This window comes from Mycolicibacterium arabiense (assembly GCF_010731815.2).
GTDB classification, from domain to species: domain Bacteria; phylum Actinomycetota; class Actinomycetes; order Mycobacteriales; family Mycobacteriaceae; genus Mycobacterium; species Mycobacterium arabiense.
Window position 1 is genome coordinate 4,123,376 of sequence record NZ_AP022593.1, and the last position, 21,300, is coordinate 4,144,675.

The 21,300-nt window shown below is 68.9% G+C and carries 19 protein-coding genes and 1 pseudogene; 15 read left to right on the forward strand and 5 right to left on the reverse strand.

Annotation, left to right across the window (positions count from 1 at the left end; all coding sequences use genetic code 11):
• Window positions 1-101: 101 nt before the first annotated feature.
• The 4 genes from serS to G6N61_RS21500 are packed head-to-tail and all read left to right on the forward strand — an operon-like array spanning window position 102 to window position 3,857.
• Entirely contained in the window at window positions 102-1,355 is a 1,254-nt protein-coding gene (serS, locus tag G6N61_RS21485) for a serine--tRNA ligase (RefSeq protein ID WP_163920769.1), read from the forward strand.
• A 25-nt stretch (window positions 1,356-1,380) separates the two neighbouring features.
• Complete coding sequence (locus G6N61_RS21490) at window positions 1,381-2,208, forward strand: DUF5718 family protein (RefSeq protein ID WP_163920772.1); 828 nt, start codon at window positions 1,381-1,383, stop codon at window positions 2,206-2,208.
• 9 nt (window positions 2,209-2,217) lie between these two features.
• Window positions 2,218-2,868, forward strand: a complete 651-nt coding sequence (locus G6N61_RS21495) for an LpqN/LpqT family lipoprotein (RefSeq protein WP_163920775.1) — start codon at window positions 2,218-2,220, stop codon at window positions 2,866-2,868.
• Complete coding sequence (locus G6N61_RS21500) at window positions 2,865-3,857, forward strand: MOSC domain-containing protein (protein ID WP_163920778.1); 993 nt, start codon at window positions 2,865-2,867, stop codon at window positions 3,855-3,857. The genes G6N61_RS21495 and G6N61_RS21500 overlap by 4 nt, the downstream gene beginning before the upstream one ends.
• Here the strand turns inward: G6N61_RS21500 and G6N61_RS21505 are convergent.
• The 3 genes from G6N61_RS21505 to G6N61_RS21515 are packed head-to-tail and all read right to left on the reverse strand — an operon-like array spanning window position 3,854 to window position 6,478.
• A complete protein-coding gene (locus G6N61_RS21505) occupies window positions 3,854-4,180 on the reverse strand; it encodes a hypothetical protein (RefSeq protein ID WP_163920781.1) in 327 nt (108 codons plus the stop codon). The two genes, G6N61_RS21500 and G6N61_RS21505, sit on opposite strands and share 4 nt — an antisense overlap.
• Window positions 4,177-5,739 (reverse strand): Rieske 2Fe-2S domain-containing protein, encoded by a 1,563-nt coding sequence (locus G6N61_RS21510; protein WP_163920785.1) that lies wholly within the window; start codon window positions 5,737-5,739, stop codon window positions 4,177-4,179. The genes G6N61_RS21505 and G6N61_RS21510 overlap by 4 nt, the downstream gene beginning before the upstream one ends.
• 37 nt (window positions 5,740-5,776) lie before the next feature.
• Window positions 5,777-6,478 carry an aminoglycoside 3'-phosphotransferase gene (locus tag G6N61_RS21515; RefSeq protein ID WP_163920788.1) on the reverse strand — a complete coding sequence of 234 codons (702 nt, stop codon included), beginning with the start codon at window positions 6,476-6,478 and terminating at the stop codon, window positions 5,777-5,779.
• Window positions 6,479-6,523: 45 nt separating this feature from the next.
• On the opposite strand from G6N61_RS21515, the gene G6N61_RS21520 reads away from it, so the two are divergent.
• Genes G6N61_RS21520 through G6N61_RS21530 form a run of 3 tightly spaced genes read left to right on the forward strand, consistent with a single transcriptional unit; the run spans window position 6,524 to window position 8,856 of the window.
• Entirely contained in the window at window positions 6,524-7,297 is a 774-nt protein-coding gene (locus G6N61_RS21520; protein ID WP_163920791.1) for a lysophospholipid acyltransferase family protein, read from the forward strand.
• Complete coding sequence (locus G6N61_RS21525; RefSeq protein WP_163920794.1) at window positions 7,297-8,043, forward strand: lysophospholipid acyltransferase family protein; 747 nt, start codon at window positions 7,297-7,299, stop codon at window positions 8,041-8,043. The genes G6N61_RS21520 and G6N61_RS21525 overlap by 1 nt, the downstream gene beginning before the upstream one ends.
• Window positions 8,044-8,856, forward strand: a complete 813-nt coding sequence (locus tag G6N61_RS21530) for an HAD family hydrolase (RefSeq protein WP_163920797.1) — start codon at window positions 8,044-8,046, stop codon at window positions 8,854-8,856.
• Window positions 8,857-8,916: 60 nt separating this feature from the next.
• On the opposite strand, the gene G6N61_RS21535 is transcribed toward G6N61_RS21530, so the two are convergent.
• A complete protein-coding gene (locus G6N61_RS21535; RefSeq protein WP_163920801.1) occupies window positions 8,917-10,539 on the reverse strand; it encodes an N-acetylmuramoyl-L-alanine amidase in 1,623 nt (540 codons plus the stop codon).
• A 134-nt stretch (window positions 10,540-10,673) separates the two neighbouring features.
• On the reverse strand, window positions 10,674-11,666 hold the full coding sequence (locus G6N61_RS21540) for a hypothetical protein (protein WP_163920804.1): 993 nt from the start codon (window positions 11,664-11,666) through the stop codon (window positions 10,674-10,676).
• A 274-nt stretch (window positions 11,667-11,940) separates the two neighbouring features.
• On the opposite strand from G6N61_RS21540, the gene glf reads away from it, so the two are divergent.
• The 8 genes and pseudogenes from glf (at window position 11,941) to culp6 (ending at window position 21,239) form a co-directional block, all read left to right on the forward strand.
• A complete protein-coding gene (gene glf, locus G6N61_RS21545; RefSeq protein ID WP_163920808.1) occupies window positions 11,941-13,203 on the forward strand; it encodes a UDP-galactopyranose mutase in 1,263 nt (420 codons plus the stop codon).
• Entirely contained in the window at window positions 13,200-15,134 is a 1,935-nt protein-coding gene (locus G6N61_RS21550; protein WP_163920811.1) for a glycosyltransferase, read from the forward strand. Before glf ends, G6N61_RS21550 begins: the two co-directional genes overlap by 4 nt.
• A gap of 43 nt (window positions 15,135-15,177) precedes the next feature.
• Window positions 15,178-15,728, forward strand: a pseudogene (locus tag G6N61_RS21555) (phosphatase PAP2 family protein); the annotation flags it as partial.
• A 3-nt stretch (window positions 15,729-15,731) separates the two neighbouring features.
• The gene (locus G6N61_RS21560) at window positions 15,732-16,649 is read left to right on the forward strand and encodes a decaprenyl-phosphate phosphoribosyltransferase (protein ID WP_163920819.1); all 918 of its coding nucleotides are present in this window, start codon (window positions 15,732-15,734) and stop codon (window positions 16,647-16,649) included.
• Window positions 16,627-18,642: a terminal beta-(1->2)-arabinofuranosyltransferase gene (zomB, locus tag G6N61_RS21565; RefSeq protein ID WP_308215018.1), complete on the forward strand. Its 2,016-nt coding sequence runs from the start codon at window positions 16,627-16,629 to the stop codon at window positions 18,640-18,642. The genes G6N61_RS21560 and zomB overlap by 23 nt, the downstream gene beginning before the upstream one ends.
• Window positions 18,643-18,734: 92 nt before the next feature.
• Complete coding sequence (locus G6N61_RS21570) at window positions 18,735-19,625, forward strand: alpha/beta hydrolase-fold protein (protein ID WP_163920825.1); 891 nt, start codon at window positions 18,735-18,737, stop codon at window positions 19,623-19,625.
• Between the two features lie 194 nt (window positions 19,626-19,819).
• Window positions 19,820-20,212, forward strand: a complete 393-nt coding sequence (locus G6N61_RS21575; RefSeq protein ID WP_235887240.1) for a DUF732 domain-containing protein — start codon at window positions 19,820-19,822, stop codon at window positions 20,210-20,212.
• A gap of 19 nt (window positions 20,213-20,231) precedes the next feature.
• Window positions 20,232-21,239 (forward strand): carboxylesterase Culp6, encoded by a 1,008-nt coding sequence (gene culp6, locus G6N61_RS21580; protein WP_163920832.1) that lies wholly within the window; start codon window positions 20,232-20,234, stop codon window positions 21,237-21,239.
• Window positions 21,240-21,300: the final 61 nt, after the last annotated feature.

Sequence of the window (21,300 nt, forward strand, 5' to 3'; positions counted from 1 at the left end):
GTGACAAGAGTTGCGCTTGTAAAGTTATGTGGTTGTGCCACGCGGTCCGGCGAAGGCATGCCGGATGTCGTCGCCGACGCGGCGAAAGTAGGGTCAAGCGCGTGATCGACCTCAAGCTCCTGCGCGAGGATCCCGACCGGGTGCGCGCCTCGCAGCGGGCCCGCGGCGAGGATCCCGGACTCGTCGACGCGCTGCTGGCCGCCGACACCGCACGGCGGGCCGCCATCTCCGCCGCCGACAACCTGCGCGCCGAACAGAAGGCAGCCAGCAAGCGGGTGGGTTCGGCGTCGCCCGAGGACCGGCCCGCGCTGCTGGCCACGGCCAAGGAACTCGCCGAACGGGTCAAGGCAGCCGAAGCCGACCAGGCGGCCGCCGAGCAGGCGATGACGGCAGCGCACATGGCCATCGGCAACGTGATCGTCGACGGCGTGCCCGCCGGCGGCGAGGACGACTTCGTGGTGCTCGAGACCGTCGGCGACCCGCCGACGTTGGACGACCCGAAGGACCACCTCGAGCTCGGCGAGGCGCTCGGCCTCATCGACATGGAGCGCGGCGCGAAGGTCTCCGGGTCGCGGTTCTACTTCCTGACCGGATTCGGGGCGCTGCTGCAGCTGGGCATCATGCAGCTCGCGGTGCGGCTCGCGACCGATGCCGGCTTCACGCTGATGATCCCGCCGGTGCTGGTGCGACCCGAGGTGATGGCGGGCACCGGGTTCCTCGGCGCCCACGCCGACGAGATCTACCGGCTCGAGGCCGACGACATGTATCTCGTCGGCACCTCGGAGGTGCCGCTCGCCGGCTACCACTCCGACGAGATAGTGGACCTGTCCGACGGTCCCCTGCGCTACGCCGGGTGGTCGACCTGCTTCCGGCGCGAAGCGGGCAGCTACGGCAAGGACACCCGCGGCATCATCCGCGTCCATCAGTTCGACAAGGTGGAGGGCTTCGTCTACTGCAAGCCCGAGGACGCCGAGGCCGAACACCAGCGGTTGCTGGGCTGGCAGCGCGAGATGCTCGCGGCGATCGAGGTGCCCTACCGCGTGATCGACATCGCCGCAGGGGATCTCGGATCGTCGGCGGCCCGCAAGTTCGACTGCGAGGCGTGGGTGCCGACCCAGGGCACCTATCGCGAACTCACGTCGACGTCGAACTGCACGACGTTCCAGGCCCGCCGGCTGTCGACCCGATACCGCGACGAGAACGGCAAGCCGCAGATCGCCGCGACGCTGAACGGGACGCTGGCCACCACCCGCTGGCTGGTGGCCATCCTCGAGAACCACCAGCAGCCCGACGGCAGCGTTCGGGTACCCGAGGCCCTGGTGCCCTACGTCGGAAGGTCGGTGTTGTCCCGATGAGTATGAGCGAGCGTGCGAGCGAATCATGAGTAAGACGGAACTGAGGACGTTCGAACTCGACGAAGCCGAACTGCGCACGTGGTTCGGCTTCGGCGTCGCAGGCAACTTCGCCGGACACCTGGAGCAGGCGGGCGAGGCCGCGGACTTCGTCAACGTCACGAGTGAAGGTGCGGCGCCTAAGGGCATATTCCCGTGGTACGCACCGGGAGTCGACGGTTTCCTCGGCGAGTTCCCGCTGTCGCACGACACCGTGGCGCTGCCCAAGAGCGACACCCCGCTGAACCTGCAGATCGAACCCGAGGTCGGCTTGGCGTGCCACGTGGTGTGGGACGGCGACACCGTGGTCACGTTGCAGCCGTTCGCGCTCGGCGCGTTCAACGACTGCTCGATCCGGCGGCCGAATGCGCTGAAGATCAGCCACAAGAAGAACTGGGGTCCCGCATCCAAGGGCGTGGCACGCCAGTTCTTCGACGTCGGCGACCTGACCCCGGACGGTCCTACGTCGACCCTGCGGCTGCTGTGCCACCTGCGCACTGCCGACGGTCAGGAGCACGAGTACGGGGTGGACAGCCCGCTGCTCGGCTACTCGTACTACGGCGAGGTACTGCTCGACTGGATCACCGAGCGGCTGGCCAATCAGAAGGGTTCGGCGGACACCCCGCTCGAGGACGTCGGTGCGTTGATGGTCGCCAGCGGTAGGCCGTCGAAGGTCCTCATCGGGATCGGCGCAACGCGATACACCGAACTCGGCGAGTCGACCTATCTGCAGCCGGGCGACGAGGCCATCGTGCGCGTCTACGACACCGCCAGTGACGCGTACTCCGAACTCCGTCAGACGGTGTCGGCGGGCTAAGCTCCTGCGATGACGTCGATGTCGCGCGGCGTAGCCGCGCTGGCCGTGCTCCTACTCCTGGCGGGCTGCGGATCGTCGGGTGACTCCGAGCCGTCGTCCGACGCCTCGTCGCAGTCGGCGGAAGCCACGTCGCAGGTCGACGAAGCCGACGCGGCGGCGTGCGAGACCGTCGACGCTCCGTTGATCGACATCCCGGCCCGTGCCGACGGTGAACCGGCGATGGCGATCCCCGCTCCGCCCGGGTGGGAGCGCACCACCGAACTCGACAGCGACCTCGTCCGCGCCGCGCTGGTCAACCAGTCCCTCACCGCGGATGGCTTCGCGCCCAACGTCGTCGTCACGCTCGAGTCGATCGACGGCGACGTCTCCGCGCAGGACGTGTTCGAGCAGCAGCGCTCGGCGCTGACGAGCCAGGGTGGTGCCACCGATCTGAAGACGACGACGGGCACGCTGTGCGGTCAGCCGGCCGAGACGACCGACTACATGGGGGCGCCGGTGGCTGCGACGCCTGCACGGCCGATCACCGTCCTGTTGTCGACGCTGCAGTCGGGCGGGCGCACGTACTCGGTGGCGGTGACCGTGCAGACGCTCAAGCCGGACGATCCCACCTACGTGCGCGATCGCGAGACCATCCTCTCCGGGTTCTCCTGGCAGCCATGACCGACGCGACGGTCACGCAGTTGTGGCGCTTCCCGGTCAAGTCGATGGGCGGCAGCCAGGTCGACCGGGTGCGCATCGACCGCCGCGGCGTGCACGCCGACCGGCTTTGGGCCGTGCGCGACGTCCCCAACGGGGTGACGGCGTCCGCGCGCCGGGTTCCCGTGCTGCTGGGGTGCTCGGCCCGCTACGCCGCCGAACCGGGTGCCGACGCCGGACCGGGCAACGCTCCCGCCGTGGTGATCTCGCTGCCCGATGGCCGCGAGTTCGCCGGTGACGACCCGGCAGTGCACGATGCCCTGTCGGAGCTGGTCGGCCGCGAGATGCGCTTGGTCGCATTGCCGCCGCACGACGATCGCAGCGAGCACCGGATGACCGTCGCGAATTCGTTGAACAACTTCTCACCCGCCCAGGTGCGCAGCGACTTCGGGCTCGACGAGGCCGAGCCGCTGCCCGACACGTCGGTCTTCTCGACGCGCCAGATCGTCACGCTGGCAAGGTATTCGACGCCGCCGGGCACCTTCGTCGATCTCAGCCCCGTGCACCTGTTGAGTACTGCCAGCCTGCGCGACCTGGCCTCCGGTGGCGCGCCGTACGACGTACGCCGGTTCCGGCCCAACGTCCTCGTCGACGTGGAGGCACCCGATCGCGAGTTCCCCGAATCCGCGTGGGTTGGCGGCGACGTGACGGTCGGCAAAATGGTTCTGCGCGTGACGAATCCGACGATCCGCTGCGTCGTGCCGACGCGTCCGCAGCCGGACCTCGAACTGGACCGCAAGCTCACCCGCCAGTTGGCCGAGCGCACCAACCGATTCCTCGGCATCTACGCCGACGTGGCGACGCCGGGGATGGTGACAGTCGGCGACACCGTATCCGTGCGTCTCGCGTCCCCGCCCGGTGCGGTCAAACGTGCCGCCACCGCGGCGCAGGAGGTCGCGACGCGAGGGGTGCAGCGCCTGCTCGAGGCGACGGTTCTGCGGGGCCGGGACTAGTCGGGCAGCAGCTCGCCGAGCACGGCGAGGAATTCCTCGGCCCGCTCGGGCGTGAACGCGGGTGCCAGCTTGGTGCCCGGCACGTCCAGCGTGACCAGCGTCGGCTTCAACGGACGTCCGACGTCCAACGGCAGCCAGCGCTTCAGGTCCGAACTGCCCCACAGTCGGAAGCGGTTCAACAGCCCCAGCGACTCGGAGCGGTATCCGCGCACCGACGACAACGGGATGACCTTCGACGTCCCGGATGGAAAGTGGTAGCGCCGCAACGTGATCGCGTGCCGGTCGAGTTGGATCAGCCCGTCGTCGTACTGCTGGGCGGTCATGCCCGCCGGCTCCGCAACTCGTGGCCCTTCGACGTGAGGCACCGGCCGTTGGTGAGGTTCCACTGCCACCCGTGCAGATTGCACGTCAACGTATTGCCCTCCACCACGCCGAACTTCGACAGGTCCGCCTTCAGGTGCGGGCAGCGCCGCTGCATCTCCCACCCGTCCATCGTGATCGAGGCCGTATCGTCGTGTGCTTCGGCGAACCAGCCGTCGGCGTAGGCGATGCGCTCGTCGGTCAGGCACTTGAAGAACGTGTACAGGTACTCGTTGTAGCCGCCGACCCGCCACGCCTTGAACCGCGTGGACAAGAAGATCGTGTTGACCCAGTCCGGTTCGTCGTCGCGGAGCACCGTGCGGACCAGCTCCGGCGCAATCTCGAAGCCGTAGCGGAACTTCTCATCCGGAATGGGCTCGCGCACGGCTCTCTTCGGAAAGTCGAGCACTACGATCTCTTCACGGTCTCCAGAACGCAACCGCAACTCCACCGGATATCCGATCCCGTCGCAGATCTGGTCGGTCTGCAGCATGATCGGTTCGAACTTGGCCCGTAGCGGCTCCAGCATCGAGTCGCCTTCGGCGGGCGCCCAGGCCGCCTTCTCCGCGGCGAGCACCGGCGCCATCCGTTGCGCGTACGCCTCGATGTAGTCGGCCTTGCCGGTGGTGAAGATGGCTTCGGCCTCGTCGTCGGGCACCGGATGCACCAGCGAGTCGAGGCGGCTGCCGGTGAAGGTCGCGGTGGTGCCCGGGATCATGAGCAGCCCGCCGTCGTGACCGTTGTTCCGCAGCTGCTCGAGGAACACGACCTGGTCCGGGAAGATGTTCGCCGGATCACCGTGATCGTCGTTCAGGTCGCGCAGGGCCGCATCCAGGAAGCATGGTGGGCCCGCGGACGGCACCACCCACGTCGCACCCACCTGCGCGATGTACTGGCGGCTACGGTCCATCTGGCGTTGCCGCTTCTGCGTGCCGAACGCCTCCTTGGCACGGGCCGGCATGTCGTAGACCATCGGGTACCAGATGGCGCCCGAGTACTGCAGCATGTGGACGTCGACGTGGCCGAACTCCTCGGCCACCATGTCCAGATCGACCGGACGCGCGTCGTTCATGTTGAACGCGACGGTCTCGCCGTCGGACACCACGAGGCCCGAGTCGCCGATCGGTCCGTCGGCGGGCGCCCGCAGCGCGATGATCATCAGGTCGAGGTCGCCCTTGGGCCCTGACACGCGGTGCTTCACGGAGTCGGTGGTCTCGAAGAACCGGTGGAACCCGAGCTTCTCGAGTTCGCGGCGCAGGTCCGGCACCGGGTAGTCGGGCAGCAGCACCACGGCGTCCTTGTCGACGTGCGCCGCCAGGTTCGCCGGATCGAAGTGGTCCTTGTGCAGGTGGCTGACATAGAGGTAGTCGACGTCGCCCAGACGGTCCCAGTCCAGCTCGCTGTTGTCCGGGAACGGGAACCACGACGCGAAGTACGCCGGATTCACCCACGGGTCGCACAGGATGCTCCCAGCCTGGGTGTCGATTCGGAAGCCGGCGTGTCCGACACTCGTGACCTGCACTTATCGCCTTCCCCAAGGTGTTGCGCTCGGGTCGAGTCTAGCCCGCCGACGCGGGTGCGCCGTCATCGGCGGAATCCCACGCGCGGCGGTAGTAGGCGACGCGTTCGGCATCGGCCGCGACTCCATAGGCGTCGAGGAGAACGGCCTGGAAGTCCCCCGCCCCGAAGTTCCAGTCCAGCGACAGCGTCGCGACCGCCAGGTCCGCCCACCGGTCGGCGACGCCCAGGTCGCCGAGGTCGACGTGCCCGGCGAAGGTGCCGTCATCGGCCATCAGCGTGTTCGGCGAGCACGCGTCGCCGTGGCAGACCACCAGGCGATCGGCAGCCGGGGCGTCGCGAGGAACCCAGGACGGGCGGCCGAACGGGCAGTCGTCGACCGGGAGCGCGTCGTGCAGCCACCGCAGCCCCGCCCCGATGGCCCGCGCGGCGGTGCGGGGCTCGTCGGCCCAGCGTGGATCCACCGCCGAGCGCCCTGGCAGGCCCCTGGTGTGCAACCACCCCGGACCGGAGTCGATCACCTCGGGCACCGTCGTGAACCGCCTGGCCCAGCGCAGACGGGGTGCCTCGGCGGCGAGCAGGTGGGCGTGCTCGTCGGGGTAGACCTTGACGAACTCGGCACCTGCGCCGACCGAGAAGGTGGTGCCGCCGAGTTCGTTGACCCACACGGCGGTGACGTCGCGGCCGTCGGCGATGTGGTCGACGACGTCGGGCACGGTCACGGGGCCGGTGGGAAAGGTCACGCTCCGCAGGATTCCAGATCGGGGCCACGCACTAGGCTGACTGACGTGGAACCCGTATACGGCACCGTCATCCAGGCCGCTCGCCTGGTGTGGAAGGTGCAGGGGCTGAAGTTCACGGTCACCGGAGTGGAGAACCTGCCACCCACCGGTGGTGCGGTGATCGCGATCAATCACACCAGCTACTTCGACTTCACCTTCGCCGGATTGCCCGCCTACCTGCAGGGCCACGGCCGCAAGGTGCGCTTCATGGCCAAGCGCGAGGTGTTCGACAGCAAGGTGTCCGGCCCGATCATGCGGAGCCTGCGACACATTCCGGTGGATCGCGACAGCGGAGCCGAGTCGTTCGCGGAGGCGTGCCAGCGACTCAAGGCAGGCGACTACGTCGGCGTCTACCCCGAGGCCACGATCAGTCGCAGTTTCGAGATCAAGGAGTTCAAGTCCGGCGCTGCGCGGATGGCGATCGCCGCCGACGTGCCGATCGTCCCGCACATCGTGTGGGGCGCACAGCGCATCTGGACCAAGGGCCACCCGCGCAAGATGTGGCGACCGAAGGTGCCCATCTTCGTGACCGTCGGCGAACCGATTCAGCCGACGCTTCCCGCAGCGGAGCTGACGGCGCTGCTGCATTCCCGCATGCAGCATCTGCTCGAGCGCACGCAGGACGCCTACGGGCCGCATCCGGCCAACGAGTTCTGGGTGCCGCACCGGCTGGGTGGTGCAGCGCCGACGCTCGCCGAGGCGAACCAGCTCGACGCCGACGAGGCCGCAGAGAAGGCGGCCCGCCGGGCGCAGCGGCCGGAGGAGCCGGGACAGGTCTGATGGAGCCGGTCTTCCGCAGTCTGGAGATCGCGGGCCGTACCGTCGTGCGGGCCACCGGCACTCGGATCGACTATCAGGGGCTGGAGAACATCCCCGCCACCGGTGGCGCCGTGATCGCGATCAACCACACCAGCTATGTCGACTTCCTTCCCGCGGCGCTCGCGGCGATGCATCGCGGTCGACGCATGCGGTTCATGATCAAGTCCGAGATGCAGAAGATCAAACCGGTCAACTACCTGATCAGGCACTCAGGTGCGATTCCGGTCGACCGCGCCGCGGGCGGCAGCGCCTACTCCGCGGCCGTCGACCAACTCCGTGCCGGTGAGGTCATCGGCATGTACCCCGAGGCCACGATCAGCCGGAGCTTCGAACTGAAGGAGTTCAAGACCGGCGCCGCGCGGATGGCCATCGATGCTCGGGTTCCGATCGTCCCGCTCATCGTGTGGGGCGCACAACGGATCTGGACCAAGGACCATCCGAAGCGGCTGGGCCGCAACGAGATTCCCATCACGGTCGCGGTGGGGAGTCCGATGGACGTGGCCGAGCCCGTCGATCGGGTGATGGCCGATCTACGCGCCGAGATGACAGAGATCCTGCACCGCGTGCAGGAGGAGTACCCGCATCCCGCGGGCGCTTACTGGGTGCCGCACAGGCTCGGCGGCACCGCACCCACGCCCCACGAGGCCAGAGTGCGCGAGGAGGCCGAACGGGCCGAACGCGCACGCAGGCAGACGGAGAACGGCTGAATGCTGCCCGCCATGATCGCGACCGACGTCGACGGCACCCTGCTCGACGACGACGAGAACGTCACCCCCCGAACCCGTGCCGCGGTGCTCGCGGCCGTCGACGCCGGCACCCAGTTCATCCTCGCGACCGGGCGGCCGCCGCGCTGGATCTCGCCGGTGGTCGACGCGCTCGGGCTGGCGCCGATGGCGGTGTGCGCCAACGGCGCAGTGGTGTACGACGCCGCCACCGATCGGATCGTGTCGGCCCGCACGCTCACCGCCGACCAGCTCGGTGAGCTGGCCGAGATCGCCGCTCGCGTCATTCCCGGCTCGGGGCTGGCAGTCGAGCGGGTGGGCCGCAGCGCACACGATGCCGCAACCCCGCAGTTCGTCAGCTCACCCGGTTACGAACATGCGTGGCTGAACCCGGACAACACCGAGGTGTCGCTGGTGGACCTGCTGAGCGCGCCTGCGGTGAAGCTGCTGATCCGCAAGGCGGGTGGTCGCAGTTCGGAGATGCTGGCCGCGCTCGCCCCGCACGTGGGGCTGCTCGGCGATCTCACGTACTCGACGAACAACGGTTTGATCGAGGTGGTGCCGATCGGGATCAGCAAGGCGACCGGTATCGCCGAGGTGGCCGAGCCACTCGGCATCACCGCCCAAGACGTCGTGACCTTCGGGGACATGCCCAACGACGTGCCGATGCTGCGGTGGGCCGGACTCGGAGTGGCGATGGGCAACGCGCACCCAGAGGCCATCGAGGCTGCCGACGAGGTGACGGCGCCGAACACCGACGACGGCTTGGCGCGCGTGATCGAGCGGTGGTGGCTGTAGGGGCGAGCGAAGCGACGGGGGATGTGTAGGGGCGAGCGAAGCGACGGGGGATGTAGCAATTCAGCGGGCGAGCCCGATGGGCGTGAACCGCTCCAGCTGAACCGGCGTGCCGGAGTGCTCGGGCTTGGGCAGTTCGATTGGCACGCCGTCGATTACGCGGGTGACGGTGCCCTTCTCCCGGTCGAAGTTCAGCGTGCCGTGCTGGAAGTTCTGCACGATCCACAGGGGTTCCTGGATCTCGCCGCTGGTCGGCAGTCCCAGCGCGCCGCGCTCGAATCCGAGTCCAGCCCACGCCTCGTAGATCGCCCCGGTCACGGGCTCCGCGCCGCTTTCGGGCGACCAGTACATGGCGCCGTTGGCGAAGTTGACGTACCGCGAGCTGCCTGCGCCCGATGCCTCGGGCGACCTCGGTGATCCGAGCGCGCTGGCGTCGCCGCCGATCGAGGACCACTTGGCGAAGATCGCGCCGCCCCGCAGTGTGTCGACGAGCGTCTGCGGTCCCGGGGGAGCGCTGAACCGCGCGGCGGTGTCGCGCAGCAGGTCCATCTCGGCGTAGGCGGCGTTGCCGGGGCACTCGGTGTTGCCGACGTCGCGATGGCTGAAGATCGTGGGCAGCGTGGGTGCGGCGCCTCGGGGGAAGTTCGTGAAGTGGCCGCCTTCGGACGTCAGCACGACGGTGCCCTTGGGGTTGACGTGGTCGAGACCGAGCCGCCAGCCGAGCAGCCGGCCCGTGGTGCGTAGCTGGATGGGGGTCGGCGGGACGGTCCCGAAGTCGCCCATCATCGCGACGCCCCAAGTGTTTTCGTTGAATCCTCCCGTGTGTGCGCCCTGCACCGGCCGGTCGATGCCTCCGGCGCGGCCCTCGAAGACCTGGCCGTACTTGTCGACCAGTGCGTTGTAGGCCATGTCGCACCAGCCCAGTGTGCGGGTGTGGTACTCGTAGATCGACCTGACGATGCCTGCCGAATCCTCCGGGCGGTAGTCATTGCTGCCTGCCGTGTGGTGCACGACCCCGGCGCGAACTCCGTTGTCGTACCGCGTGCTTCCGCACTTGAGGCTCTCGTCGGCGCCCCACAGCCCTCGGTCGATGATGGCGGGAGCCTGGCCGGGCGCGGCTGCGGCGGCGGGCAATTGCACGTCGACGGGGGCTTCCGGCGGGCTGATCAGGATGGCATTGAAGTTGGGTACCGTCGGCGCCTCGACGTTGGCGGGGACGTAGCCCAGCCCGGTCTTGCCCTTGCCCTCGGTCCGGATGCCGGTGGGGCTGGCCCCGACCGGTCGGGTCACGGCGATCTGCACGTGCGTGGTCTGTCCGACGAACACGGGTTCGGTGCCGTGCGTGGACGACGATCCGTCACCCTCGCCCTCGAGGGGATCGGCCTCGTACCAGGGGCCCCACGAACCGTCGGCCTTCTGCGCCCGGACCCGGGCGGACGTTCCGGCGAGGTCGGTCGCGGTCAGGGCGACCATGGAGAAGGGGGTGTCCTGACGGACGTCGCGGACGGTCTCGCCGCCACCGACGTCGTCGAGGGGCTTCTCGACGAGCAGGAGTGGATCGACGGCCTGGGTCCGCGGCTGATCGGGCGATCCGTCGAGTGAGCCGTCGACGGCCCACGGCAACACGATGATCGTGGCTAGCACCGCTGAAAACAGCAGCGACGGCACAGACCCGAGACTCGGCACGGCCCGATGTTACGTATGAGTCGGGTGTTACCAGTGTTTCGACACACTAAACACGTCGAGCAATGCGCGGGTCGTCGTCACGCAACGGCACCGCAGAGCCTCGAGTGCTTCTGCGGTGCCGTTTCGTTGAGGGACTAGGGGGTGGGTGCGGCCGCCGCGGCGGCGGGCGCTGCGGCTGCTGCCGCCGGGCCTGCCTTCTGGACGGCGGACATGATCGCGGGCATCACCATGCCCTTGAGGAGGTCGATGGCCTGGCCAGCACCGAGCGTCTCCGCGGCGCTCGACAGATCGCCGAGCAACCCTCCGCTGGCCGGGGCCGCGGCGGGCAGGCCGAGCGACGGGTCGCCGAGGATCGGGTAGGTGCCGCCCATGGGATCGAGCCCGATCGGATCGGCGATCGGGATCTCACCCGGTAGGCCCAGTCCCGTGCTGCTCGACGCCGGGGTCAGCCCCGGCGTGCTCAGGCCTGGCGTCGTGAGGCCGGGAGTGGTGAGACCTGGTGTCGTGAGGCCCGGTGTGGTCAGACCCGGTGTGGTCAGACCCGGCGTCGTCAGGCCCGGCGTCGTGAGGCCCGGCGTGGTCAGCGAAGGGCTGGTCAGGCCGGCGTCGGTCAGCGACGGCGTGGTCGCGGTGGCTCCCGGCACGGTCAGGCCCGGCGCCGTCAGGCCCGGAGTGGTGGCGGTCGCCGGCGTCAGTCCGGGAGCGGTCAGCCCAGGAGTGGTCAGGCCGCTCGGCGGCGTCAGCCCCGGGGTGGTCAGCCCTGGGGTGAGCCCGGGAGCGGTCAGACCTGGCGAGGTCAGGCCCGGTGCTCCGAGTCCGGGGGTGAGCCCGGGCGAGGTGAGGCCGGGTGCCGTCAGCGCCGACGGCGCGGCGCCCGACCCGGTCAGCAGGCCCGTGGGCAGCGGCGGCAGGTTGACGCCGAACTGCGAGAGGCCTTGCGACAGCGCGGACATCAGCTCGTTGGGTAGGTCGGTGACCAGCGCGGCCTGGACGAACTCACGCTGTTGGGGCTGCGCGTCCTGGGTGGCCACATCGGACATGGCGGCCACTGCAACAGGACCCGTGACGGCCAAGGCGGCGACTGCGCTCATGGCCGTCGATAGCTTGCGTCGACGTCGGTTTGGCACTGAAGTCTCCATTCGAAGTAATGCCGCTACATCAAGTACGTGTGTTAGGTCTTCGGTCTGTCGGCGGCGGCTGAACTCGGGTTCGAATACGCCAATACCGACGAGGTCGATGGTACGTACGTGACAGGTGAGACTGGAGTGACGATGCGCAATCGTGAGCTAATCGCGACCTGCCGTGCGGTCTCCCAGCGTGCTGCGCAGCGCCGTCGGACGGCTCACCCGGCACGCAGCCGAATGCGGGTCACGGCGTCCCCGTCGGATACCCTTGCTGCCGATGACCTCGTCTAATTCCCCGGTCGCTCCGCTCCAGCCCTCCGGAGCGCCTGATCCCCAGGTCGCTTCCGGCTCGTTCGACCTCTTCGTCGTCGGCTCCGGATTCTTCGGCCTGACGATCGCCGAGCGCGCGGCGACGCAACTGAACAAGCGCGTCCTCGTCGTCGAGAAGCGGCCCCACATCGGGGGCAACGCCTACTCCGAACCCGAACCCACGACGGGTATAGAGGTGCACCGCTACGGCGCCCACCTCTTCCACACGTCCAACCAGCGGGTGTGGGACTACGTGCGGCAGTTCACCGACTTCACCGGCTATCAGCATCGCGTCTTCGCGATGCACGCCGGGCAGGCCTACCAGTTCCCGATGGGCCTCGGCCTGGTGTCGCAGTTCTTCGGCAGGTACTTCACGCCCGAGGAGGCCAGGGCGCTGATCGCCGAGCAGGCCGCCGAGATCAAGACCGAGGACGCGCAGAACCTCGAGGAGAAGGCGATCTCCCTGATCGGCCGCCCCCTCTACGAGGCCTTCGTCAAGGACTACACGGCCAAGCAGTGGCAGACCGACCCCAAGGAACTGCCCGCGGCCAACATCGCCCGGCTGCCGGTCCGCTACACGTTCGACAACCGCTACTTCAACGACACCTACGAGGGTCTGCCGGTCCACGGTTACACCGCGTGGCTGGAGAACATGGCGGCCGACGACCGCATCGAGGTCCGTCTGGACACCGACTGGTTCGACGTGCGCGACGAACTGCGGGCGCAGAGCCCCGACGCGCCGGTCGTCTACACCGGGCCGCTCGACCGCTACTTCGACTACGCCGACGGCAGGCTCGGCTGGCGCACGCTCGACTTCGAACTCGAGGTGCTCGACACCGGTGACTTCCAGGGCACGCCGGTCATGAACTACAACGACGCCGAGGTGCCCTACACCCGCATCCACGAGTTCCGGCACTTCCACCCGGAGCGGGCGTATCCGACGGACAAGACCGTCATCATGCGTGAGTTCTCGCGCTTCGCCGAGAACGACGACGAGCCCTACTATCCGATCAACACCGAGGCCGACCGGCAGACCCTCGCGGACTACCGGGCCCGCGCGAAGGCCGAGACCGCCTCGGCCAAGGTGCTGTTCGGTGGACGGCTCGGCACCTATCAGTACCTGGACATGCACATGGCGATCGCCAGTGCGCTGAACACGTACGACAACACCCTGGCGCCGCACCTGCGAGACGGTGCGCCCCTGACGCGAGACGAAAGCGACCGAGCATGAGTGACATTCCGTCCGGAGCGCTCGACGCCGGCCAGACCAGAGCGGTCAGCCTGCTGTCGCGCGTGATCCTGCCGCGGCCAGGCGAGCCGCTTGACGTGCGCAAGCTCTACATCGAGGAGTCGACGACCAACGCCCGGCGCGCGCACGCGCCGACCAGGACCACCCTCGAGATCGGCGCCGAGTCCGAGGTGTCGTTCGCCACCTACTTCAATGCGTTCCCCGCCAGCTACTGGCGGCGCTGGTCGATACTCGACTCGGTGGTGCTGCGGGTGGAACTCACCGGCAGCGCCCGGGTCGACGTCTACCGGTCGAAGGCCACCGGTGCGCGGATCACCGTCAGCGGCGACGAGGTCTCCAGCAATGACGCGTCGAGCACCGCGGTGGCGGAGTTCGAGATCGGCCTCGATCCGTTCGAGGACGGTGGCTGGATCTGGTTCGACATCACCACCGACTCCAAGGTGACGGTGCACAGCGCGGGCTGGTACGCCCCGCAGCCGGCGCCGGGCCGGGCCAACATCGCGGTCGGCATCCCCACCTTCAACCGCCCGTCCGACTGCGTCAACGCGCTCGCGGCACTCACGTCCGACCCGTTGGTCGACGAGGTGGTCGGTGCGGTCATCGTCTCCGACCAGGGCAACAAGAAGGCACGCGACCACGCCGACTTCGCCGCTGCGGCAGCACCTCTGGGCAACCGCCTGTCGATCCACGATCAGCCCAACCTCGGCGGTTCCGGCGGCTACAGCCGGGTCATGTACGAGGCGCTGAAGAACACCGACTGCGAACAGATCCTGTTCATGGACGACGACATCCGCATCGAGCCGGACTCGATCCTGCGGGCGTTGGCGCTCAACAGGTTCGCCAAGACGCCGACGCTGATCGGCGGTCAGATGCTGAACCTGCAGGAGCCCTCGCACCTGCACGTGATGGGCGAGGTCGTCGACCGCGACGACTTCATGTGGACCAACGCCCCGTACACCGAGTACGACCACGACTTCGCCAAGTACCCACTGGCGGACGACAATCCGCGGAGCACGATCTTGCACCGCCGCATCGACGCCGAGTTCAACGGCTGGTGGATGTGCATGATCCCTCGCGCCGTTGCAGAGGAACTCGGGCAGCCGCTTCCGTTGTTCATCAAGTGGGACGACTGCGAGTACGGTCTGCGCGCCGCCGAGCACGGCTACGGCACGGTCACCATGCCGGGCACGGCCATCTGGCACATGGCGTGGAGCGACAAGGACGACGCCATCGACTGGCAGGCGTACTTCCACCTGCGCAACCGGCTGGTCGTCTCGGCGATGCATTGGGACGGTGACACCAAGGGCCTGCTGCGCAGTTCGCTGAAGGCAACCGTCAAACACCTGCTGTGTCTCGAGTATTCGACGGTGGCCATCCAGAACAAGGCGATCGCCGACTTCCTCGCCGGGCCCGAGCACATCTTCTCGATCCTGGAGAGCGCGCTGCCGGAGGTACGCGCCATGCGTGCCGAGTTCCCCGATGCCGTCGTACTGCCCGGTGCCACCTCGCTGCCCACCCCGTCGGGCAGGCGCAAGGTGCACAAGCCACCGGTGTCGTTGCCCGCCATCGGCATTCGCCTGGCACGCGGCGTGGTCCACCAACTGCGCAAGGAGGATCCCGCGCACCATCAGCGGCCGCAGCTCAACGTGGCCACCCAGGATGCGCGCTGGTTCCTGCTGTGCCGGGTCGACGGCGTCACCGTCACCACGGCCGACGGGCGCGGCGTCGTGTACCGCCAGCGCGACCGGGCGCAGATGTTCGACCTGCTGCGTACGTCGCTGCGCCAGCACCTGACGCTGGCCCGCAAGTTCAAGCGCATGCGCCGCGTGTACCGCGAGGCCATGCCGGTGCTCACCAGCAAGCAAAAGTGGGAGACCGTCCTGCTGCCGACGGCAGAAGTCGTTTCGCGATGAGCGCTTGCGCGAAGAGCATGTGGCCGATGAGCAGACCTGCCCGATGAATCTCGACACCTACCAGCCGCCGCGCGGCGAGGACGCGGTGCTGGTCGCAGTGCAGCACGGCATCGCCGGGCGCGCGGGCGTCCTGCCCGGCGCGCGGGCGCTGTCGCACTTCGGTGAGCACAGCGCGGGCTGGGTCGGGCTCGCACTGCTCGGCGCCCTGGTCGACCCGCGCCGCCGCCGGGAGTGGTTGACCGCAGGAGCAGGAGCGTTCGTCGCCCACGCGGCCGCCGTCGTCATCAAGCGGGTAGTGCGGCGCAAGCGCCCGCACCACCCGGCCATCGCGGTCAACGTCGGCACCCCCAGCAAGCTGAGCTTCCCGTCCGCGCACGCCACCTCCACCGCCGCGGCCGCACTGCTGCTGGCCCGTGCCACGGGGTCGCGCCTGCCGTTGCTCGTGGTCCCGCCGATGGCGCTGTCACGACTGGTGCTCGGCGTGCACTACCCGACCGACGTGCTGACCGGTGTCGTGGTCGGTGCCGCGGTCGCCAAGACCGTCGGCGTCGTCGCGGACCGCGTCGACCCAGCCATGGCGTCGAAGGAGACGACTGCGTGAGCGAGGAAGCCCAAGAAGTCGCAGGCCCGCCCAAGAGCCTCGCCAGCGGACTGGTCAAGGCGGTACGCCCCCGGCAGTGGGTGAAGAACCTGCTGGTGCTGGCCGCGCCGTTGGCAGCGCTCGGCGTCGAGGCCGACCTCGACTACCCGGAGGTGCTGCGCAACGTCGGCATCGCGTTCGTCGCGTTCTGCCTCGCGGCGTCGTCGATCTACCTGATCAACGACGCCCGCGACGTCGAGGCCGACCGCCAGCACCCCACCAAGCGCTTCCGGCCCATCGCCGCGGGCGTGGTGCCGGTGACCATGGCCTACTCGCTGGCCGTCGTGCTGGCGCTGGCCTCGCTCGGCGTGTCGTTCCTGTCCACCCCGAACCTGGCGATCGTGATGGCGATCTACATCGCGATCCAGCTGGCGTACTGCTTCGGCCTCAAGCATCAAGCCGTCCTCGACATCTGCATCGTGTCTTCGGGCTTCCTGATCCGCGCCATCGCCGGCGGCGTCGCGGCGGGCATCCCGCTGTCGCAGTGGTTCCTGCTGATGATGGCGTTCGGGTCGCTGTTCATGGCCGCCGGCAAGCGGTACGCCGAGTTGCAGCTGGCCGAGCGCACCGGCGCCAGGATCCGAAAGTCCTTGGAGCGCTACACCAGCACCTACCTGCGCTTCGTGTGGACGCTATCGGCCACCGCGGTGGTGGTCTGCTACGGGCTGTGGGCCTTCTACCGCGACGGACCCGCGGGCGGATCCTGGTTCGCGGTCTCGATGATCCCGTTCACCATCGCGATCCTGCGCTACGCGGTCGACGTCGACGGCGGCCTGGCAGGCGAGCCGGAGGAGATAGCGTTCGGCGACCGCGTCCTGCAACTGCTCGCCGTGGCTTGGATCGGAACCATCGGTGCGGCAGTCATCTTCAGTTGACGGCCGCATCACCGGCGTCGCGGACAGACTGACGCGGGGAGCGGCCTTTCCCTACGGCCCCGGCGTGCGGTTCAGCCTGTGGCTCGGCGTGATCGTCGTGGCCACGTTGTTCGCCTGGGGCGGGTGGCAGCGCCGGTGGATCGCCGACGACGGCCTGATCGTCCTGCGCACCGTGCGGAACCTGTTGGCGGGCAACGGCCCGGTGTTCAACGCAGGCGAGCGGGTCGAGGCCAACACCTCGACGGTGTGGAGCTACCTGGTGACGCTGTTCGCCTGGGTCGGCGGCTCGGTGCAACTGGAGTACGTCGCACTCGGACTGGCGCTGACGTTGAGCGTGCTCGGCGTGGTGTTCGCGATGCTCGGCACCGGGCGGCTCTACGCGCCGGGGTTGCGCGGCCGGCGCGCGCTGCTCCTGCCCGCCGGGGTGCTGGTCTACATCGCCATCCCACCCGCACGCGACTTCGCCACGTCCGGCCTCGAGAACGGTTTGGTGCTGGCCTATCTCGGCCTGCTCTGGTGGATGATGGTCTACTGGTCGCAAGGCTGGCGGGCACAGCCCAAACCGGGCAGGCCCCACGTCAGCACCATCGGGAGGCCGTTCGAGCTGGCACTGGCGTTCGTCGCCGGGCTCAGCGTGCTGGTGCGCCCAGAGCTGGCGCTGATCGGCGGCGTGGCGCTGGTGATGATGCTGGTGGCCGCACCCGACTGGCGACGGCGAACGCTGATCGTCGTGGCCGGCGGTCTGGTCCCGGTCGGCTACCAGGTGTTCCGGATGGGCTACTACGGGCTGCTGGTCCCGAACACCGCGATCGCGAAGGACGCCACGGGCGCCAAGTGGGGTCAGGGCCTGACCTACCTCGGCAACTTCAATCAGCCCTACCTGCTGTTCATTCCACTGATGCTGCTCGCCGCGGTCGGGCTGGTGATGTTCGCCACGAGGACCATGCCGTGGTGGACCACCCACCAGCCGCCCCAAGGCGTGAGCCGGCTCGCCCGTACGGTGCAGAGCCCGCCCGCGGTCGTCGTCTTCATGCTCGTCAGCGGCGCGCTCCAAGCCGTCTACTGGGTGCGCCAGGGCGGCGACTTCATGCACGGCAGGGTGCTACTCACCCCGCTGTTCTGCCTCCTCATCCCGATCGCGGTGATCCCCGTGGTGCTGCCCGACGGCACCCGGTTCACCCGGGTCGGCGGTTACCTGCTCGCCGGCTCCACCACCGCGATGTGGCTGGCCGTCGTGGGATGGTCGCTGTGGGCGGCCAACTCGTCGGGCATGGGCTCCGACGCCACCCGCGTCACGGCGACCGGGATCGTCGACGAGCGCCGCTTCTACGCCCAGGCGACCGGCCACGCGCACCCGCTGACCGCGTCCGACTACCTCGACTATCCGCGCATGCGCGCCGTGCTCAAGGCGATCGAGAACACGCCCGACGGGGCGCTGTGGCTGCCGTCCGGCAACTACGACCAGTGGGACGTGGTACCTGCGATTCCGCCGCCGCCCCCGCCGCCAGGGGAACCCCCGCTGCGGGACTACCGCGGCCCGCAGTGGGTGTACTTCACCAACCTGGGCATGGTCGGGATGAACGTCGGGCTCGACGTCCGCGTGATCGACCAGATCGGGCTGGCCAATCCGCTGGCCGCACACACCGCGCGCATCGAGGACGGCCGGATCGGGCACGACAAGAACCTGTACCCCGACTGGGTGGTGGCCGAGGGGCCGTTCCTCAAGGAGCGCCCCTTCATCCCGTCCTACCTCGACGAAGACTGGATCATCCAGGCCGTGGCGGCGCTGAAGTGCCCGGAGACCGAGGCGATGCTGACGTCGGTGCGCGCGCCGATGGGGCCGCGCCGGTTCCTGTCGAACGTCGCGAACTCCTTCGAGTTCAACTCCTACCGGATCGACCGCGTGCCGCTGTACGAGCTGGCACGCTGCGACTTGCCGGTGCCGCCGCTGAAGGCGCCGCCGTACACCGGCCTACCGGCGACGGGACCGTGATCCGGCGCCAGCGCCTGTCGTGATGTGATTCACTACAACCCGGGTCAGCGGGGTGTGGCAAAGCACAGCAGACGAACGAAGACGAGGTTGGCATGAGGGTCCTTTCTGTCCTGTTCCGCGCGATGTGCGCCGTGACGCTGACGGCGGGCCTCTGGATGGCGGGCCCGCAGGTCGCCAGGGCCGAGGGCGTCGAGATGCTGATGGTGCCCTCGGGCGCGATGGGCCGTGACATCCCCGTGGCGTTCCAGGGTGGCGGCCCGCACGCGGTGGTGCTGCTGGACGCGTTCAACGCCGCACCCGACGTGAGCAACTGGGTCACCGCGGGCAACGCGATGAACACCCTCGCGGGCAAGGGCATCTCCGTGGTCGCGCCCGCGGGCGGCGCCTGGAGCATGTACACCAACTGGGAGCAGGACGGCAGCAGGCAGTGGGAGACCTTCCTGGCCGACGAGCTGCCGAACTGGCTGGCCGCCAACAAGGGTCTGGCGCCCAGCGGTCACGGTGTGGTCGGTGCCGCCCAGGGCGGCTACGGCGCGGTGGCGCTGGCGACGTTCCACCCCGACCGGTACCGCTACGCGGGTTCCCTGTCGGGCTTCCTCTCCCCGGAGCGCACCGGCTACGACGGCGCGATCACCGACGGGCTGGCCCGCTTCGGCGGCGTCGACATCCGCAACATGTGGGGACTGCCGCAGCTCGGCCGGTGGAAGTGGCACTCGCCGAACGTGCACTCACAACTGTTGGCCAACAACAACACTCGGCTGTGGATCTTCAGCCCGGCGACGCAGGAATGCAGTGACCCCGCCGCGATGATCGGCCACTGCAGCCTGGCCCAGGGCAGCAACCGGTTCTTCTACCAGAGCTACCGCTCCAACGGTGGGCACAACGCCCACTTCGACTTCCCGCCCGACGGTCAGCACGACTGGGGCACCTGGGCGCCGCAGCTCGCCGCGATGTCGGGCGAGCTGGTCGCCACCATCCGGTAGGACCGGCGCCGGCAAACGGTTCGGTGGGGGCCGGTCGGGTAGCCGGTACCTTGGAATCCGTGCCTCCCTCGGTAGGCCCGATCACGGGTCCGGCTAAGCGACGATGCCGTTCTCGGCGTCATCCGCGGTCGCGTGCTGCGCTCCCGATGTCGCTGATGGTCGCCTTCGCTGCCGTCTCGACGGGTGCGTGTGGGATGACCAGCGACGACGTGATCGCGACCATCGGGCTGCCGTCCACGGAGACTGCCGGCCCGGACGCGGAGGTGCAGGGGCTCCCACCCCGGCTGCCACGCGCCGATGGTTCCGCGACGGCGATGCACGTCACCCCGGAGCAGCGCGGGTATCTGGACGCGCTCGACGACGCAGGCGTGCACACCTCCAACGAGCTGGTGGCGCTGAGCATCGGTTCCTACGTCTGTCAGGCCCATGCGGCCGAGCAAAGCGATCAGGCGGTGTGGGACTTCGTCCTGCCGATGGTGCGCGACGACGTGCACGATTCGCTGCCGGGTGACGAGGCGCCACCCGCCGGCCAAGTCGACACCGTGACCGCCGACTACATTCGCATCGCCACCGAACGCCTCTGCTAGCAGGAGAATCCACCACCTCATGGCCGCCCCCCGTCGTAACCGCCACCGCATCCTCGCCCTGGCGGCAGCAGGCGCCGTCGCCGTGCTCGTCGCAGTCGTCATCGCCGCCGTCGTCGTGTGGCTACGCGCGCCCGACACCCCACCCACCGCGGTTCCGCCCACGGGGGTCCCGCCCACCGGCGCGCCGTCCAACCCGTCCAAGCCGCGGCCGGAGTTCCAGGACGCCAGCTGCCCCGACGTGCAGATGATCTCGGTGCCAGGGACGTGGGAGTCGTCACCGCAGATGGATCCGCTGAACCCGGTGCAGTTCCCGATCGCGCTGCTGCTCAACGTGAGCAACCCAGTCCGGGGTGCGTTCGACGACGGCAGGCTTTCGGTGTGGACCACGCCGTACACCGCGCAGTTCCACAACCCGTTCTCCCGCGACGGACAGATGAGCTACGACGACAGCCGTGCCGAGGGCATGCGGGTCACCGTCGACGAGATCAAGCGGGTCAACGAGGCCTGCCCGCTGACCAGCTTCGTGCTGGTCGGGTTCTCCCAGGGCGCGATCATCGCCGGTGACATCGCCAGTGACATCGGTAACGGCCGCGGACCCATCGACCAGGACTTGGTGCTCGGCGTGACGCTGATCGCCGACGGCAGGCGCCAGGAGGGGGTCGGCAAGGAGATCGGTCCGAACCCGCCGGGGCACGGAGCGGAGATCACGCTGCACGAGGTGCCGATCCTGGACGGCCTCGGGCTGGAGATGACCGGGCCGCGGCCGGGTGGCTTCGGTGCGCTCAACGACCGCACGAACGAGATCTGCGCCAAGGGTGACCTGATCTGCGCCGCGCCCTCCGAGGCGTTCTCGGTCTTCAACCTGCCCAAGACGCTCGAGACGCTGATCGGCGCCGCAGGCCGCCCGGTCCACGCGCTCTACAACACCCCGGACTTCTGGCAGCTCGACGGCCAGACGTCCACCCAATGGACGCAGAACTGGGCTCGGAATCTCATCGAGAACGCTCCGCGGCCCAAGCACGGTTGAGTCACGATCGGGCACCATCGGTCGGGGGATTTGGCCAGCGTCCCGCAGGTCACCTAACATT